Origin of the sequence: Peribacillus sp. AS_2 (assembly GCF_026891895.1) — a bacterium.
Classification (GTDB): domain Bacteria; phylum Bacillota; class Bacilli; order Bacillales; family DSM-1321; genus Peribacillus; species Peribacillus frigoritolerans.
On record NZ_JAPTGA010000025.1, the window covers coordinates 1 to 16,815 of the forward strand.

Below are 16,815 nucleotides of genomic sequence, written 5' to 3' on the forward strand. Positions count from 1 at the left end.
GTAAGATATACTTACCTCAGATAATATAAAATTCGGCTCTCCTCATAATCACAAACACGCCCCCTGTAGGGGATAATACCAAACCCTTATGTCTGAAAATCTTTTTTATAACATGATGTTTTCTTTTTTTATATTGGTAGCATCTTGAGAGTGCTCCCAACATTCAAGATTTTCAAGACCTTTAATGCTGTCTTTATAAAAAACTGGATCTTGACCAGCCTTTTTCTGTTTCATATAATCACTTAATGCTGCAAAAGCTACTTTTGATAATAAGAGAACGGCAATTAAGTTTACGATAACCATCAAGCCCATAAATAAATCTGCTAAATCCCATACAAGCTCGACCTTTGCAACCGAACCGAATACAATCATGGCGAACGCGCCTATTCGATATAGAATCAACCACACTTTACTTTTGTGTAAAAATCGAATATTTGTTTCCCCATAATAATAGTTACCAATTAACGAACCGAATGCAAATAGGAAAACAAAGATAGCAAGACAACCTGATGCCCAGGAACCGATGTGTTCACTTAATGATGTTTGTGTTAGTGCAATGCCAGTTAGCCCTGGTTGTTTATAAGCATCAGAAAGTAAAATAATAAATGCTGTACTTGTGCAGATGATCAGTGTATCCGTTAATACGCCAAATGCTTGAATAAGTCCCTGTTTCACCGGATGACTTGTTTTTGCCGTTGCGGCAACGTTTGGCGCACTCCCCATACCAGCTTCATTCGAGAATAAACCACGTTTAACTCCATTCATGAACGCAGCGCCTATTGAACCGCCTGCTATTTGTTCAAAGCCAAACGCGTTATTAATAATAAGAGAAAAAACTTCCGGCATTTTGGTTATATTCATTGCTACGACAAATAATGCCATTCCAAGGTATAACACACCTAGAATCATAACCTTGTATTCAGCAATTTTTGCAATACGCTTCACACCGCCAAAGATAATCACAGCGAAAGCAAGTGTCATGAGAATCCCTACCGTTAAACGATCTGTACCAAATGAGTTCTCAAAAGCAATTGTAACGGTATTTGATTGTACAGAATTAAATACAAGACCGAAAGAAAGCGTAATTAAAATAGAGAATAATACTCCCATCCAACGTTTGTTCAATCCTTTTTCCATATAATAGGATGGGCCGCCTCGGAAACCAGTTTTATCTTTCACTTTATATACTTGCGCTAACGTACTTTCAATAAAGCTGGTTGCTGAGCTAATAATAGCAATAATCCACATCCAGAATATCGCTCCAGGACCGCCTAATGCAATCGCAATCGCAATTCCTGTGATATTACCTGTTCCAACGCGAGCAGCCATACCAATACAGAAAGCTTGAAATGGGGAAACGCTATCTTTAGAACTAGTTCTCCCTTCCATTAAAACACGGACCATTTCCTTTAACATTCGAACCTGTACAAATTTCAATTTAAATGTGAAATAAATCCCACAAGAAACAAGCATAATAACTAATAATTTTGACCAAAGGAATTCATTTGTTACGCCAACTACATCATGTAATAATTGTTGCATTCTATCACCTCTTATAAAAAATTTACTAACTTAGGAGATACCTAGTTTTTTCACTGTAAAAATATCAACTTCATCAACTGATGAATTCTGGTTAAAGTCAGGAGTTATATAGCCGCAAATATTTGAATTAATAGCCTTGATGGCAATATCTCAAAAATATAATGTAATATCTGCTGCAATCGATGTTTCCATCATTTCTTTTACCTTTTTAGGATCTGTTGTTTTTCCTAGCACCCACATCAATTTCGGCACGATTGCTTCTGTGTTCATATTTTTAGTACGTACTACACGATTATGGTCAATTTTCCGACCGACTTCATATATCCCCATGTCTTCTCCTTCTTCTAGACATTGAGTCGTAATGACAACCGATACACCGTGCTCTATTAATTCAATTAATTTCGCCAATATGTTGCGCACTTGAAAAGGAACACCACCACTTCCATAGCTCTCCACAACCACTCCTTTATACAAATCTTTTAGGCAGTCAAAAAATTCTGGCTTTATCCCAGGATGTAATTTCACAACCGCTACATCTGTACAAAGTGATGTATCTAATTGAATGTGTTTCTTTTTTTGAATATGAATCGATTCATTATATTCAATATGGTCATCATGCATCGATGCAACATACGGATAATTAATACTTTCAAAGGCATCATAGCTTTTCGTTCTAAGTTTAATCGCTCTTGTCCCTTGAATGACCTTGCCGTCAAATACAATATATACCCCACCTATATCTTCACAAGCAAAACGAATGGCATCTGAAATGTTTCGTTTTGCATCCGTTTTACTATACGAAATAGGAATTTGCGAACCTGTAACAACAATCGGTTTTGATGCATCTTGTAACATATAAGAAAGTGCAGCTGATGTGTAAGCCATTGTATCGGTACCATGAGTAATAATAAAGCCATCGTATTGATCGTAATGTTCGTAAATAGCATTCGCCATATCTACCCAAAACTCTGGTTGCATGTTGGTGCTATCAATGTTCATTAACTCTTTCGTATCAATACGGCAACGTACATTTAATTCAGGAATGTAACTTAATAGATCATCGGCATGCAGTTCAGGTACAAGTCCGTTTTCTCCTTCAAGTGAGGCTACTGTTCCACCAGTCGCAAACAACATTAATTTTTTCAATGATAATGGCTCCTCTATCTCTTTTTTACAATAAGTTCTTTAAAAGAAAGTATTCAATTCGCATATGTTTATTCGATTCGCGTACTTTCCATGTAATTATAGTAACATAAATATAATAATTCAAGATAAAAATATTCAATTTTCGTACACTTCCTCCACTTTTAGAATCCACAGAATGGTGCTTGCTTCCTGAATCTGAGCTGAGTTATTACAAATAATAAATATCAAAAAGATGATTATTTCATTAAGATACTTAATTACAACTTAGATGAAATTAAGCCTAAAAACTCATATACATCAACTTGTTTATATGTTGTCAATGAGAATATTATAGTTTTTATATACGTGAATCATTAGTGAAATAATTTAAAATCTTTAATTAGGGGACAATTGATTTTATCCCATGTCGGCTAATATACCGTCTGTCCAGATTTAAACATACATTATCCTTAAAAATATCACGCAAAAAAAAGCGATCATACGTTCAAAAGGCCGCCAATTGGCGGCCTTCTTATGGCGCAAACGCACCCCTTTAGTTCATACAGGTTTGTTGGGTTGACACAAACTGTGAGGTGAAAATTAAGTTAATAAGGACAAAAAAGATTACTCTTTCTTATCCTTTTCAAGTAAATCAATTATTCTATCAACTTTTGTTCAATGCTTTCTGATTTGCTTGGCTGTTTAGTAACGAGAGAAAGAAAAAGAAAAAAACACACCAGAAAAAATCCCAAATATAAAAATAAGGAAAACTAGTTGAAATATCAAATCACCAATATTCATATTAAATCCTACCTTTACTTCAATAAGGGGTTGCCGCAGCACCCCCTTATGAAGTAAATCCCCTTTAGTTGGATAAGTTAAGCTACGATCTTCAAAAAAAAAAACCACTTAATTGAAAACCGTCTATTGATAAAATAAATTATTATTTTAATCAGTGATTTTTAACTTTTATGTTAATAATTTGTATTATGTAAACCAGGAAAGTTAAATATATTGTGTTTAATGATGTCGGTATATGTTGTTTTATGTAGATTGAAATATAGAATAAATATGAACCCTATTTGTTACAAAAAAGTTCACTCTATATGTTAAGTTGGAGACTATCTTCGTTAATTATTAATTACTATAATTTGTCTTACTTGAGTTATTATATTTTTATTTATCACTTAATATTAAATACTTATATTGTATGTTTAACGGGGGTTTAAAGAAATAAAAGAGGGAAGATATGAAAAAATTAAATGATCAACTATTGATAGACTCATACCTTAAAGCAATTGAATTAGACTTAGAAAAAAAATTCATCCTCGTTCTAGAAGAGGAATTGAAGAGAAGAGGTCTACCCCTTATCGATCAAAAAGATAGGAGTAACTAATTAGTATATGCTTTAAACTGTAATTCTTTGCTTTGTTTTTTAACCCATACTAATAATTCTTGTTCCTTATTAGTCAATTCTCTGTATAAGACTCGTTCAAGCTTTAAAACTAATTAACTCTCTAAGATTAACCTTTTAGTGTCAAAATATTGACTATAAAACCACTTTTAGAATTAATTAAATCTCTTACTTGAATTTCGACATAAACTTTCATTTATTCTTTATAAACTGTAAACGGATTGATACGCAAATAGCATTGTTGAAGGAGACTTCTAATTAATATTCGTTAAGGAGTGATGAAAGATGATAAGCGTAACAGTAGATAAGTTAAAGTTCAAGAAACAATTATCGGTGATTGAACAAATCACACTGAAAGATTTTCTGTATACCTGGGTAGGTAGCTCAAGCAAGGGATTTGACGATTTTTTTCACCTTGAGTACACAGTAGATGTATTTGCCAAAATGGAAAAAACGACGAATGACAACGATTTGTTGATTTCTGATGATGATTATTTCAGATACATAACATTGACGGAAGATAATCAAATTGTGATAGGTGTTTTAGATATGAATTCAGAATTAAAACATAGAATAATTTCACTAGATAAGATTAAATAATTCTTCGTTTTCTTTAATTCATACAAAATGAGGCAGCGTGGTACACTGTCTTTTTTTATTTGTTCACTATATGTCTTATGGGACGTTACTGTCCTGCCCCAAAAAAGCTGCCTTAAAGACAACTCAGAGCTTCAGCTAATGCACCAGTTATTTTTAGTAGATTTCTTCACATCCTTTTTAGTATTTCAGTTAATACAGGAATGCCGCCGTATGACGATTCTACAAGGAAGCTAACATTCTGAATTTCTATGGTTTTTTCCAACTGAATAAAAATCATGTAAGAAATATCAAAATATGATAGTATTTTCTATGTCATACATAATTTAATAATTAATAAAGAAGGAGCTAACTAGACATGAACATAAAAAAATATCTAGGAATCACGTTTCTATCAGTTACACTATTACTTTTTGGATCTATCACTGTTATCCATAGCTCAGCAAATAGTAATCCAAAAGAAGAGAGAGTAGAAGCAACTTCAACAAATCCAAAGTTAAACAATGTGAAAATTTTAGCTACTGGTGGAACGATTGCAGGTTCTGCTACGTCCAATACTGACACAACTGGTTATCAAGCAGGTGCACTTGGTGTTGAAACACTAATTAAAGCTGTTCCTGAACTAAAACAAGTTGCAAATGTGAGTGGTGAACAAATCGCCAATATTGGCAGTAACAATATGGATAATAAAACTTTATTAAAGTTGGCGAAACGAATTAATGAGTTATTAAAATCTAAAGACGTTGATGGTATTGTCGTAACGCATGGAACAGATACCTTAGAAGAAACTGCTTACTTTCTGAATCTGGTCGTAAAAAGCAACAAACCTGTCGTGATTGTTGGATCAATGAGACCAGCTACAGCTATAAGTGCAGATGGACCTTTAAACTTATATAATGCTGTAAAAATTGCTGCTAGTAAAGATGCTAAGAACAAAGGTGTTTTAATCTCATTAAATGACCGGATAGGTTCTGCACGTTATATAACAAAAACCAATACAACCATGACAGATACATTCCAATCGGAGGAACAAGGCTATTTAGGAGCAATCGCAGGTAATAAAATACTTTTCTACAATGAACCTACTCGTAAACATACAACCAAATCGGTGTTTGATGTATCAAAACTAGATAAACTTCCTCAAGTGGACATTATTTATAGCTATCAAAATGATAGTAGATATTTTTACGATGCATCTGTGAAAGCAGGAGCTAAAGGGATTATAATAGCAGGTGAAGGAAACGGTTTAACTTCTGATACTGCTTTTGAGGGTGCTAAAGACGCTGTCAAAAAAGGCGTGATCATTACTCGCTCTAGCCGTGTAGGAAATGGTATTGTAACGAGAGAAAAGATTGACGATGAAAATAATTTTGTTACAGCGGACTCACTTAATCCTCAAAAAGCACGTATTTTGACGATGCTTGCATTAACAAAAACAGATGATCCAAAAGAAATTCAGCAATTTTTCAACGAATATTAATCATTAAAATTAGAAATTTCTTGATTAACTAAAAGTGAATGAAATTTAAAGCATACGATGGTATGAATCACCAACGTATGCTTTTATTTATTTTTGTACTAAGTTGAACTCAACTGCCCCAGTTGTATAAAGAAAAAGCTGCCTTAAAAGCTCAGATTTCAGCTAACGCACCCATTAGCAAAAAAACTCTTTACTTAATATTCCTAATATAATCATCCGTTTCATTATAAGAATTTATCTGATTCGTATTTCCTCGATTTTTCATATAGTAGAAGAGATAGCATAAAATAATAAAAGGTACTCCACAATACAGAGCAATTCTTTGGCTCGCATCAAAAGCAAGACCTATACAAGAAGCAAGACACAAAACACAAGCAGCAATGGGTACAAAAGGATAAAGTGGTGTACGGAATTTTAACTTTTTAATATCTCCACCCATTTTCAAAAAATGTTTACGGAACATGTATTGTGATAAAACAATCCCTATCCAAACTACTACTACTGCAAATCCTGATATGGCCACAAGTACTACATAAACTGTATCAGGTGCAAATACACTAGATAATAGAGATAAACAAGCTACTGCCATACTTATAACTAAAGCATTCAATGGTACTCCATTTGACGTTATCTTTCCAAAAAATGAACTTATCATTTTCTCATTTGAAAGAGACCATAACATACGAGTAGATGCGTATAGACCAGAGTTTGCTACTGAGAGTAAAGCTGTAATAATAACAAAGTTCATAATATCAGCTGCATAAGGAATTCCGATGTTATCAAAAACCATCACAAATGGACTTTCAATGACTCCTGCTTCTTCCCAAGAGATTAAACCAGATAACACAAAAATTGCACCAACAAAGAAAAACATTGTTCGCCAAATTACATTTCTAATAGATCTAGGAACGTCTTTTTCTGGATTTTCGCTTTCTCCAGCAGCAATGCCTATAAGTTCTGTTCCTGAAAAGGCAAAATTAACGGAAATCATGGCCATAAAAACTGGAAGCAGGCCATTTGGGAAAAGACCCCCATCTGCAGTGAAATTAGAAAGCATGGGGGCAGAGGCTCTATCATCCATTGGAATAAATCCAAGCATTGCAGATCCTCCAAGTACAATAAATAAGATAATAGTAATTATTTTAATACCTGAAAACCAAAATTCGGTTTCTGCAAATATTTTTACTGAAAAGGAATTAAGTAAAAAAATTAGAATCGCAAAGATGGCGCTCCACATCCAAACAGAAGTGTTAGGAAACCACCTCTGCATCAACAGTCCAGAGGCAGTAAATTCGGAACCTACCGTTACCACCCAAGTAAGCCAGTACATTAAACCAATAGTAAATCCAGTAGCAGGACCGATATATTTGGTAGCGTAAGTTTGAAATGAACCTGTTACTGGCATAGCAACAGTTAGTTCGCCTAGGCATAACATGACAAGGTACATGATTAACCCGCCTACTAAGTAAGCGAGAATCGTACCTCCTGGTCCAGCTTGGCTAATTGTATATCCACTGCTCAGAAAAAGACCCGTTCCAATTACACCACCTAGCGAAATCATGAACAAATGCCTGCTTTTCATTGAACGTTTCAACTGGTTTTCATTGGTATCATTTGTGTTTGGCATCTAGTCTCCTCCTCGTTTACTACTCTACAAGTACTTATTTAATAGATAACAATATACAAAGTTTATATTCTTACAGAAAAATCAGAATCTTTAATATAAAGACTGACCTGCACAGGTCAGTCTTCATGTCATCATATTGTTTTATTATTAACTTTAAAACAAACAACTTTTGGTTCAGTCATTTCTTGAAGTGCAAACTTAATTCCTTCACGACCTAAACCAGAACCTTTTACACCTCCGAAAGGCATCGCATCAATGCGATAATCTGAGCTATCATTTACCATTACTCCACCTACATCAAGTTTACGTATTGCTCTAAATGCCTTATCTAAATCACGAGTGAATATACCTGCTTGCAGTCCGAAATCTACACGATTAGATTGGGAGATAGCTGTATCAAGATCAGGAACATTATAAATGGTAACAATTGGGCCAAAAACCTCTTCAGTTGCCAATTTACAATTTTCTGGTACGTTAACTAGAACAGTAGGTTGATAAAAAGACCCTTCACGTTTTCCACCACAAAGCAACTTTGCACCTTTCTCAACAGCTTCATTTACCCAACTTTCAACACGTTTTGCTTCTTTTTCGGAGATCATTGGTCCCATATCTGTTTCTTCTAATAATTTATCACCTACTCGATATTGTTGAGTACGATCTATAAATTTACCAATAAAATCATGATAAACACCTTCTTGGACATATATTCTCTGTACCCCTAAACAATTTTGTCCTGCTGCCCAAAATGCTCCAGAAACAGTTGATTTCACAGCTTCTTCTAAATCAGCATCTTTCAATACAATAACGGGTGAGTTTGATCCAAGCTCCATACATATCTTTTTCAAACCTGCTTTTTGAATAATTGCTTTGCCAGTGGCAAGTCCTCCTGTAAAAGAAATCATTCGTATAGCTGAATGAGTAATTAGGCTATCTCCCATTTCACCTGGATGACCAGTAATGACGGATAAAATTTTCGGTGGCAAACCGGCTTTTTCAAAAGCTTCTGCCAATAAGAGAGCACTTAATGGTGTTACAGTTGCTGGTTTTACAATAATAGCGTTCCCAGCAGCAATAGCAGGACCCACTTTATGTGCAACAAGATTTAATGGATCGTTAAAAGGTGTTATAGCTACAATAATGCCAATAGGAAAACGATAATAGTAACCTATGCGATCTTCGCTTCCGGGCATTTGATCAAACGAAATGGTTTCTCCATTAATTCGCCTTGCTTCTTCAGCACTTATACGAAGTGTTTCAATACAACGTAGTACTTCTTTTCTTGCTTCTTTAATTGTTTTACTTCCCTCACGAGCAATAGTAGTTGCATATCTTTCCTTATTTTCAAGGATCCAGTCCGCAGCACGATGAAGAATAGCAATTCTATCGTGTGTTGGCATATCTGCTGCTATTTTAACTCCTTTTTTTGCTTCTTCTATTGTATATATGACGTCGCTTTCATTAGCAGCAGGAACTGTTGTGATTAAACTATGATCCTGTGGATCCAAGACTTCAATGCATTTATCACGAGATACCCATTCCCCAGCAAGAAACATCTTATTTTCATTTATTAATTTGTCAGTAAATATCATACAAAATCACCTCAAGATAAGTAATTTTTAACTTATAACTTTAAGACTGAAACGAATTATAATTATAATTGATCACGGTTTATATTGATTAAATCAATAAGAATCGAGAATCCTGTTTCTTTACGTCCAGCTCCGGCTCCAATTAAGGTAATCGGGCCCGCTAAATCACAATCATAAGTAATAGCATTTTGTGCACCTAAAACTCCAGCTAGAGGATCTGTAAGAGGTATAGCTTCAGGTCCTACCTTTGCAATGACTTTATCGCCATCCTTTATACATTTAGCAATTAACTTCCATCTCTTCCCTTCAGATTTTGCCCACTCAATGTCCTCTTCCGTAAGATGACTAATTCCTTCACATTCTACTTCTTCTCGTTTCATTGGAATACCCATTACAATGTTAGCAAGAATGGTAGCTTTATATTGAGCATCATATCCCTCAACGTCGCTAGTCGGATCTGCCTCTGCATAACCAAGAGCTTGTGCCTCTGACAATGCATCTAGATAACTCAATCCTTCTTCCATTTTAGTTAGGATATAATTAGTTGTTCCATTCAAAATCCCCCGTATTTCAAAAATGCTGTTCCCTGCCAATGAACTCAGAGGCATTCTTAATGCTGGGGTTCCACTCATAACTGTTCCTTCAAAGCCCCAACGAACATCATTTTTTTTTGCTAATTCAGCTAACTCTTGATAAGCTAGAGAAACCGGACCTTTATTACTCATTACTACGTTCTTTTTGCTTTCAAATGCTGCTTTACAATGATCAATGGCAGGTTGGCCTGTTTTTACATCAGTAAAGGTAATTTCAACAACAGTGTCTGCATTACTCTCACGTATTGTTTGAAAACTATCCCACCCTCTTACCAAGCCAGGGGTTTCAGGGTAACTATCTAATTTTCCTGTTTCCTTTACGGCTTGTAACGCTAAAGAAAGATCCAACCCCTTTGGATCATAAAGGGAACCTTTCATAACATCAGAAATAGCAACGATTTTTGCATCAAAGTTAAACCCACTACGCAGTGACTCACTTTTATCTTGTAAAATTTCAGCTAACCCTTGACCAACTACACCAAATCCAAGTAATGCTATCCTATGTGTCATATATCAATACCTCTTCCATTAGTAATATTTTATGCTTTCAACTACAGCTAACAGGGTAATTGGATTCTAAGTAAGAAAAAGCTTGCTCTAAATCTGCTATAAGATCTTCTGTATCCTCGATACCTACAGAGATACGAACTAAACCTTCTGGGATACCAAGGGCTTTACGCTCTTCAATAGTACATTCAACATGGCTGGTCGTTCTTGCAGGCCCATATATCGTTTCAACGGCTCCAAGGTTCCCAGCTTTGTTTGCATATTTTAATTTTGATAATAAAATTTTGATAGCTTTCATTTCATCTTTTAATACAAAACTTAATATCCCACCGAACCCTCTCATTTGTTTCTTTGCGATATCATGATGTGGATGCGCTTCCAATCCCGGGTAATAAACTGCGTCAACAAGCTTTTTCTTTTGAAGATACTTTGCAATTTCCATTGCACTTTTTTCTTGTTGCCGTACACGAAGCTTTAACGTTTTCATCCCTCTTAAAATAAGGTAGGCTGACCACGGGTCCATAGTTGCTCCATTAATTTCACGAAAATGATAGACTTTTTTCATTAATTTTTCAGAGCCACATACTATGCCACCTAATGCATCTGCATGTCCACTTAAGAATTTAGTTGCACTATGGACTACAATATCAACTCCTAATTGAAGAGGATTTTGATTAATTGGAGTAGCAAACGTATTATCTATGATAACTAATGCACCCACTGATTTTCCGACTCTTGCTAGCCTCTCAATATCAGTAACTTTCATAGTAGGGTTAGTAGGAGACTCTAAATATAGCACTTTACACCCTTTGGCCACTTCAGCTTCAATTTCTTTATGGTTTCCGGTATTACACAATGTCACATCGACATCAAGATTGGGCAAGAATTCAGTAAAAATTTTATTGGTTCCTCCATAAGTATCTTTAACTGATACAACCCGATCTCCCGGTCTTAGAAATGTATATAATGTACTACTAATAGCAGCCATTCCTGAAGAAAAACCTACAGCTTCCTCTGCCCCCTCGAGTATCCTCAATTTTTCTTCCAGGGCTTGAACAGTCGGATTTGCCATTCGATTATAGGTATAACCAGGTTTATTTCCAAGGGCAACTTCTTGCCATTCATCCACGTCATCATAATTGTAGGCTACACTAAGAACTACTGGAACTTGGGTTGCATTATATGCAAGAGATTCTTTTTCTCCTGCCCATACCGCTTTTGTTCCATCTTGCACATCTTTAAAGTTATTCTCACTCATATTTTTCCACCTCTAATTTAATTACTTTGTAAAAATAGTCTTGTTGAAACATGAATTTTATTTTGTATATAATATATTGTATATTTTATACTCCACCCCCTTCCACATTACAGTTTTTACCTAGTGTTTTCTTGGGTTTATTTCTTGACATTAAGGTATCTAATACAAATAGTTAAAAAAATTAAAACAAACGCAAAAATATACTTTATATTGTATATTGTATATAGTACAGAATAGTCTGAAAATATTTTACATATCGAATTATATAATTAACTAATCTATTTTTCAATGCTTTATTATTTTATTCTTAAAAATTCTTTTAAAAAAACTGCATTATTTCTAATGCTATAAGCTATATCAACTAGAAAAACAACAATTCATATAAAAAAATGGAAATAGGAGTCGTTTTATATCTTAAATATAATAATAAATAATGGAGATATTGAAGTCTGTAAAAGATGGTGCTAAGCTAATATAAAAGACAAGAATTTCGAATTATATATTGTATACTATATATATATTAACTTTTGGCTTAGGAGGAAACGCTATCAAAAATAGATATCAATCATTAAAAGATCTCGTATATGATTATATAACTGAAAGAATTCAGAACGGAACCTTACTTCCTAAGCATAAGATAAATGAATCGGTATTATGCGAAAAATTAGGAGTAAGTAGAACTCCTGTAAGGGAAGCTTTGATACAACTAGCTTCAGACAATTTACTCGAGTATCTTCCTAGAAAAGGATTTATTGTAAAAGAACTTGATACCAAGAAAAAGCTAGATGTATTTCGAATTGTTAGTGTTTTGGATTCTTTAGCAGCCTCTTTATCTTTAGAGCATATCACGGAAAGTGATATTGAACGTATGGAAGATTTGGTTAAGAAAATTGAATTTTCAATTTCAACAAAAAATTATTTAGATTATCAAAAATACCAAAATCAATTCCATAAAGTATATATTGATAAATGCAATAATCCTACATTAATAGATCTTCTTGATTCTTTACAAAATAGTTTTGTTAGACAAATTTATTTAAGTAATAATGAAGAAAAGCTTTTTGCCGTATTAGAGGAAATGAATGAAGATCATAAAGAAATTACTAATTATTTTAAAAAAAGAGATAAAGAGAATTTAGAGCAACTTATTAAGAATAAACATTGGGAAATAACTCATTTAGATATGATATAGGGCTCCTGTCTTATAGTGAAAGGTAACGGGATTATCTACTCCCACCAATCCGATTCTGGAGAGGGCCTGAAATACTTTTTTATGACTAGTGTTTAATGAATACCACTATTCATTAAATATTTTAACAATATAATATTACTAGCTATTTTGTAAACACAAAGAGCGTTAACCCTTTTGGCTAACGCTCTAAATCTATTAATAATACCTTACCAACTCATATATGAACCTTTCCGACTATGAGTTAAGCCATACATCACACTCTTCTTTCTCTATTCTATCCCTCATATAAATCGTGACCACCAACATAAATAGTACCGTTTGCATGATCAATTCTTATTGGCCATTCATACGGAACAGATATACGTCTAGCCACACCTCTCCAAAAATTACATGAATCGGCTTCAAAGTCTTGAAACTCTTTTAATAGTTCTTTATAAGATGCACCGTCAAATTGTATAATCATATCCTGCAACCTCATGAAAGCCATATGTCTAATTTCAAGCTCGGCTACCTTTTCCATTTCTTCATCAGTTGCCTCATCAATAATGGTTACTGGCGGGGGGGGGGAAAATAGAGTATATATTATCTACTTCTTCTGTCGTTTCTTGTGTAGGAATCAATTTATTTCGGAACTGATTAAGCATAAAGTCAACCCCTAATGGTTTTTCCCGGTATATATTACCTACAAAACTTAGTAAACTAAATAGTCTTAATGTTCAACAAATAAAACTGTAAGCATAAGGGGACAACAATGTATATCTGGAATATTAACAAACTCGTCATAGCTTTACAGGAAGGAACAATAACCAACAAACAAAAGAAAAGATACCGTATATTCTTCTGGGTGATATTTACTCTTTAAGTACTTGCATATCCTGTAGTTTATAACCCTTCAACTATGAATGGATGTTATAGATTTAATTTTGACTTCAATTATCGATGTAATTGCAATCTATCTGTTAATCGTTATTTATAAAAAAGAGAAGTAGTTAAGATTTAGATTTTTTCTTACCATTCTTTAACTTAACGATTCCTCTATTCTTGCGTACCTTCGTATGGTCAATACCTTTAATTATCATTGCTTATACATATATTGAACTTTTCGCTCCTTATCATTATATGGATGAAACTAATCTAATTGATATTATTATGTTTACGATAATCGGAATTGCTATTAACATAATGAATATTCATTACTTTAAAAAGATATTTAACTGAGCACCTGCACCTTATTGGTGCTTTTTTTATTTCTCCTCACAGACCCACCAACTGGTTTAATCCTTCTTTTTTCTTTGGCTTGGAGTCAAGTTACTCGGATTGCTGCCTCTAAACTTCTGGATGTCTGATTTAGAAATATGGTCAGTTAACTTCAAATTGCTAACCTTCCTCCTCCACAAAAAAAAGCACCATCTTTTATGATGATGCTTCCCTTTTTTCATCCATATACTCTTACGGTTTACAATATCGTCTTTAAAAAATAACCGAGGCAAATCCTTAATTGGAGTGATTAATTAGAAGTACTCACTAATTTAAAAACGTCTCATTACATTTATGTCGAACTGTAAAAAGTTCGTTTTTATTTACTGGGGCCAATATATAGCCCCACTGAAGACACCTTAGAGCATATTACTTAATTGCCTATATTTTTATAGTCAGTCTAGATAATAAGTAATTGCCCAAGCAAATCGTTTATTTTCTTAATACATTGTAATTACTACTGCGAAAATACTTTTTGTAGTACTTTAGTTAGATTCGATACTACACTCCATTTCATTTTGGAAAAAAATAAGGTACAAGAAAGGATTGTGATTTTGTGGGGAATTTCGGTAATCAAAACCCATTAAACAGCCACTGGGGTTCTGTCTGTTTTAACGACAGCGACTGTTTTGGCAAAAAATCAAGAATTGACAATCATTCAAAATTCAAGCAGGAAAATACATGTAAGTCTTGTGGGTCTTGCGATTCTGCTTGCCAATGCGATTTTACAGCTCCAGCACGCGAGCTCGCTGCACCATTAAACAGCGACTGTGTCCTAGTTAATTCAGTTGTAGGCTCAAAAGCGGTACAAAAGGTTGCAGAAACAACACTTCCTTTTACCGCGTTTGCTCCTGTTATACCAGCTGGATCCACAATTAGAACAGTAGCTGTTGTACCGAATCTAGCTGGTATTACCCGTAACACGACAATTATTAGGGACAAAGTTGTTAACATCGGGCTTATTCCTGTAACTGTTACGGTAACGTTTACGGCACCAGGAACAACCACTCCTGTTTTAACAGCCACACTTGCAACTAGTTTACCATTCCAGGAGCATACAGATTTTCCAGGTGCCTGCCCTGAGGATACAGTAATAGAACCCCCATTAGTAATAGAAGGGATCTTTGCTCAACCAGGCGTTCCAGTCATCGGCCCTACAGGACTTGTTACTGCCAATGCTATTTTAGTCAAGATTGTACTACGCACTACAATTACAGTGACTCGACAAGTTATTGTAGATTCACATGGTGGTATTTGCGACGTAAATGAACGTCGTTGTGAAACTACAACTACTCCAACAACTAATACTCTTCCTGCTCCATAAATGACGGTGTTGAGTTAGTTTTAGTCTTGACTAACAAAGCCTTCTCTATATAGAGAAGGCCTTTATTAGTTTATTCTAAACGAAATCCCTAGATTTACTTTTACAGCAGCCTTTAAATAATGTGAGTAAAACCATCGCCGACAAGATTAAGGCTCTTATAACGGTAGTGTCGACTAATGGATTGCAGTGAAATTAACTGATTGCAACCCCCGCACTGGCAGCACCAACCACGGCAGTAGCAAGAGTAATTCCAGTGCCTACTACAGAGAAAACCATCATTAGACGCTCTCCCGGGCTTACTGGTATTGCCAATCCTGCAGTAATCCCTTGACTAATAGTACCAATAGAAACTATACCTGTGAGAGGTGGAGCTAATACTACAGTAGCACCTGGAATTGCAGTGAAAATGTTACTTCCTGCCGGTGCTCGAAATAATTGTGCTGTGATCGTTGCTGTACCAACAGGAAGAGTTAATCCAACTGTAGTGCTGAAGGTTGCAGCTATCGAGGTAATTGTTCCAGCACGCGGAACCGTAAATGCCTCATTAAGAAGGCCTGTTAGGTCTACTGTGCCTCCAAGAATAGTAAGACCAGGAATAGCAGTTCCAAACCCAATAGCACTTGAAGTACCAACGAGTCCACCTACAAGAATAGTTAATGCTGCAGGAGTAATACCGGATGCGAATGGAATGATCGCACCAGCCCCTGGAGGTCCTGCGGGTCCTGCGGGTCCTGCGGGTCCTGCGGGTCCTGCGGGTCCTGCGGGTCCTGCGGGTCCTGGAGGTCCTGGGAATCCTTGGGGTCCTTGGGGTCCTGGAGGTCCTGGGAATCCTTGAGGTCCTTGGGGTCCTTGAGGACCTCGGGGACCTGGAGCTCCTGGAAATCCTTTATCTCCTTTATCTCCTTTGAACGCTTGATGAACAGGGGGACAACAACATATCCTATTGAAACAGCGAGGACAGCAAAAATTGGAATTAGTTGACATATAATTCACTCCTTTTAAATAATATATTTTTGTTTTTTAATATTGCGTGGCTGTTTGTCCATATAACTGTAACTAACATAGAAAAAAATTTTCTAATGCGGATCTTACCTAAACAAGAATTCAAATGGTTCCAAATGGGGCATCCGATAAACGTAATGGATAAATATAGGGAATTACCCCACAATTTTAAGGCGTTTAAAGTAGCCAAAATATTTAATGTGAAGGTCGATGATTTATATGAGGGCGATTGAACTATTGGAAATCCGTGCTAACATTACTTTTGGAATAAAATTAGGGGGGAATTATTGTGAAGTAATTGTATATTA

General features: G+C 35.1%; 13 protein-coding genes. 5 read left to right on the forward strand and 8 right to left on the reverse strand.

Annotated features, from left to right (window positions below; all coding sequences use genetic code 11):
* Positions 1-105: 105 nt before the first annotated feature.
* Together OTG27_RS25375 and OTG27_RS25380 are read right to left on the reverse strand one after the other, a co-directional pair.
* Complete coding sequence (locus OTG27_RS25375; protein WP_268938478.1) at positions 106-1,542, reverse strand: alanine/glycine:cation symporter family protein; 1,437 nt, start codon at positions 1,540-1,542, stop codon at positions 106-108.
* A gap of 150 nt (positions 1,543-1,692) precedes the next feature.
* The gene (locus OTG27_RS25380; RefSeq protein WP_268938479.1) at positions 1,693-2,688 is read right to left on the reverse strand and encodes an asparaginase; all 996 of its coding nucleotides are present in this window, start codon (positions 2,686-2,688) and stop codon (positions 1,693-1,695) included.
* Between the two features lie 1,228 nt (positions 2,689-3,916).
* Between OTG27_RS25380 and sda the strand changes: the two genes are divergently transcribed.
* The 3 genes from sda (at position 3,917) to OTG27_RS25395 (ending at position 6,158) form a co-directional block, all read left to right on the forward strand.
* Positions 3,917-4,063 carry a sporulation histidine kinase inhibitor Sda gene (sda, locus tag OTG27_RS25385; RefSeq protein ID WP_063576836.1) on the forward strand — a complete coding sequence of 49 codons (147 nt, stop codon included), beginning with the start codon at positions 3,917-3,919 and terminating at the stop codon, positions 4,061-4,063.
* A 303-nt stretch (positions 4,064-4,366) separates the two neighbouring features.
* Positions 4,367-4,681 (forward strand): hypothetical protein, encoded by a 315-nt coding sequence (locus tag OTG27_RS25390; RefSeq protein ID WP_187049133.1) that lies wholly within the window; start codon positions 4,367-4,369, stop codon positions 4,679-4,681.
* Positions 4,682-5,036: 355 nt separating this feature from the next.
* Positions 5,037-6,158, forward strand: coding sequence for a type II asparaginase (locus OTG27_RS25395; RefSeq protein WP_034313400.1), 1,122 nt, complete (start codon positions 5,037-5,039; stop codon positions 6,156-6,158).
* 190 nt (positions 6,159-6,348) lie between these two features.
* Here the strand turns inward: OTG27_RS25395 and OTG27_RS25400 are convergent, their stop codons facing one another.
* From OTG27_RS25400 to OTG27_RS25415, 4 genes are all read right to left on the reverse strand, one after another.
* Entirely contained in the window at positions 6,349-7,785 is a 1,437-nt protein-coding gene (locus OTG27_RS25400) for an amino acid permease (protein WP_268938480.1), read from the reverse strand.
* A 131-nt stretch (positions 7,786-7,916) separates the two neighbouring features.
* A complete protein-coding gene (locus OTG27_RS25405; protein WP_268938481.1) occupies positions 7,917-9,374 on the reverse strand; it encodes an aldehyde dehydrogenase family protein in 1,458 nt (485 codons plus the stop codon).
* A 62-nt stretch (positions 9,375-9,436) separates the two neighbouring features.
* Positions 9,437-10,477: a homoserine dehydrogenase gene (locus OTG27_RS25410; protein WP_268938482.1), complete on the reverse strand. Its 1,041-nt coding sequence runs from the start codon at positions 10,475-10,477 to the stop codon at positions 9,437-9,439.
* Between the two features lie 37 nt (positions 10,478-10,514).
* On the reverse strand, positions 10,515-11,732 hold the full coding sequence (locus tag OTG27_RS25415; protein WP_034313408.1) for a cystathionine gamma-synthase family protein: 1,218 nt from the start codon (positions 11,730-11,732) through the stop codon (positions 10,515-10,517).
* Between the two features lie 502 nt (positions 11,733-12,234).
* Here OTG27_RS25415 and OTG27_RS25420 point away from each other — a divergent pair.
* The gene (locus OTG27_RS25420; protein WP_268938483.1) at positions 12,235-12,924 is read left to right on the forward strand and encodes a GntR family transcriptional regulator; all 690 of its coding nucleotides are present in this window, start codon (positions 12,235-12,237) and stop codon (positions 12,922-12,924) included.
* A gap of 274 nt (positions 12,925-13,198) precedes the next feature.
* Here the strand turns inward: OTG27_RS25420 and OTG27_RS25425 are convergent, their stop codons facing one another.
* Positions 13,199-13,444, reverse strand: a complete 246-nt coding sequence (locus OTG27_RS25425; protein ID WP_268938484.1) for a hypothetical protein — start codon at positions 13,442-13,444, stop codon at positions 13,199-13,201.
* A gap of 1,293 nt (positions 13,445-14,737) precedes the next feature.
* Here OTG27_RS25425 and OTG27_RS25430 point away from each other — a divergent pair.
* Positions 14,738-15,505: a hypothetical protein gene (locus OTG27_RS25430; protein ID WP_268938485.1), complete on the forward strand. Its 768-nt coding sequence runs from the start codon at positions 14,738-14,740 to the stop codon at positions 15,503-15,505.
* Positions 15,506-15,697: 192 nt separating this feature from the next.
* Here OTG27_RS25430 and OTG27_RS26565 read toward each other — a convergent pair whose 3' ends face one another.
* Positions 15,698-16,489: an exosporium glycoprotein BclB-related protein gene (locus tag OTG27_RS26565; RefSeq protein WP_307730190.1), complete on the reverse strand. Its 792-nt coding sequence runs from the start codon at positions 16,487-16,489 to the stop codon at positions 15,698-15,700.
* Between the last annotated feature and the right edge of the window lie 326 nt (positions 16,490-16,815).

What these genes read in the sequence shown, in the direction of transcription:
- OTG27_RS25375 (WP_268938478.1), bottom strand. Translation starts at nt 1,542, where the DNA reads ATGCAACAATTATTACATGATGTAGTTGGCGTAACAAATGAATTCCTT.
- sda (WP_063576836.1), top strand. Translation starts at nt 3,917, where the DNA reads ATGAAAAAATTAAATGATCAACTATTGATAGACTCATACCTTAAAGCA.
- OTG27_RS25390 (WP_187049133.1), top strand. Translation starts at nt 4,367, where the DNA reads ATGATAAGCGTAACAGTAGATAAGTTAAAGTTCAAGAAACAATTATCG.
- OTG27_RS25395 (WP_034313400.1), top strand. Translation starts at nt 5,037, where the DNA reads ATGAACATAAAAAAATATCTAGGAATCACGTTTCTATCAGTTACACTA.
- OTG27_RS25400 (WP_268938480.1), bottom strand. Translation starts at nt 7,785, where the DNA reads ATGCCAAACACAAATGATACCAATGAAAACCAGTTGAAACGTTCAATG.
- OTG27_RS25405 (WP_268938481.1), bottom strand. Translation starts at nt 9,374, where the DNA reads ATGATATTTACTGACAAATTAATAAATGAAAATAAGATGTTTCTTGCT.
- OTG27_RS25410 (WP_268938482.1), bottom strand. Translation starts at nt 10,477, where the DNA reads ATGACACATAGGATAGCATTACTTGGATTTGGTGTAGTTGGTCAAGGG.
- OTG27_RS25415 (WP_034313408.1), bottom strand. Translation starts at nt 11,732, where the DNA reads ATGAGTGAGAATAACTTTAAAGATGTGCAAGATGGAACAAAAGCGGTA.
- OTG27_RS25425 (WP_268938484.1), bottom strand. Translation starts at nt 13,444, where the DNA reads ATGGAAAAGGTAGCCGAGCTTGAAATTAGACATATGGCTTTCATGAGG.
- OTG27_RS26565 (WP_307730190.1), bottom strand. Translation starts at nt 16,489, where the DNA reads ATGTCAACTAATTCCAATTTTTGCTGTCCTCGCTGTTTCAATAGGATA.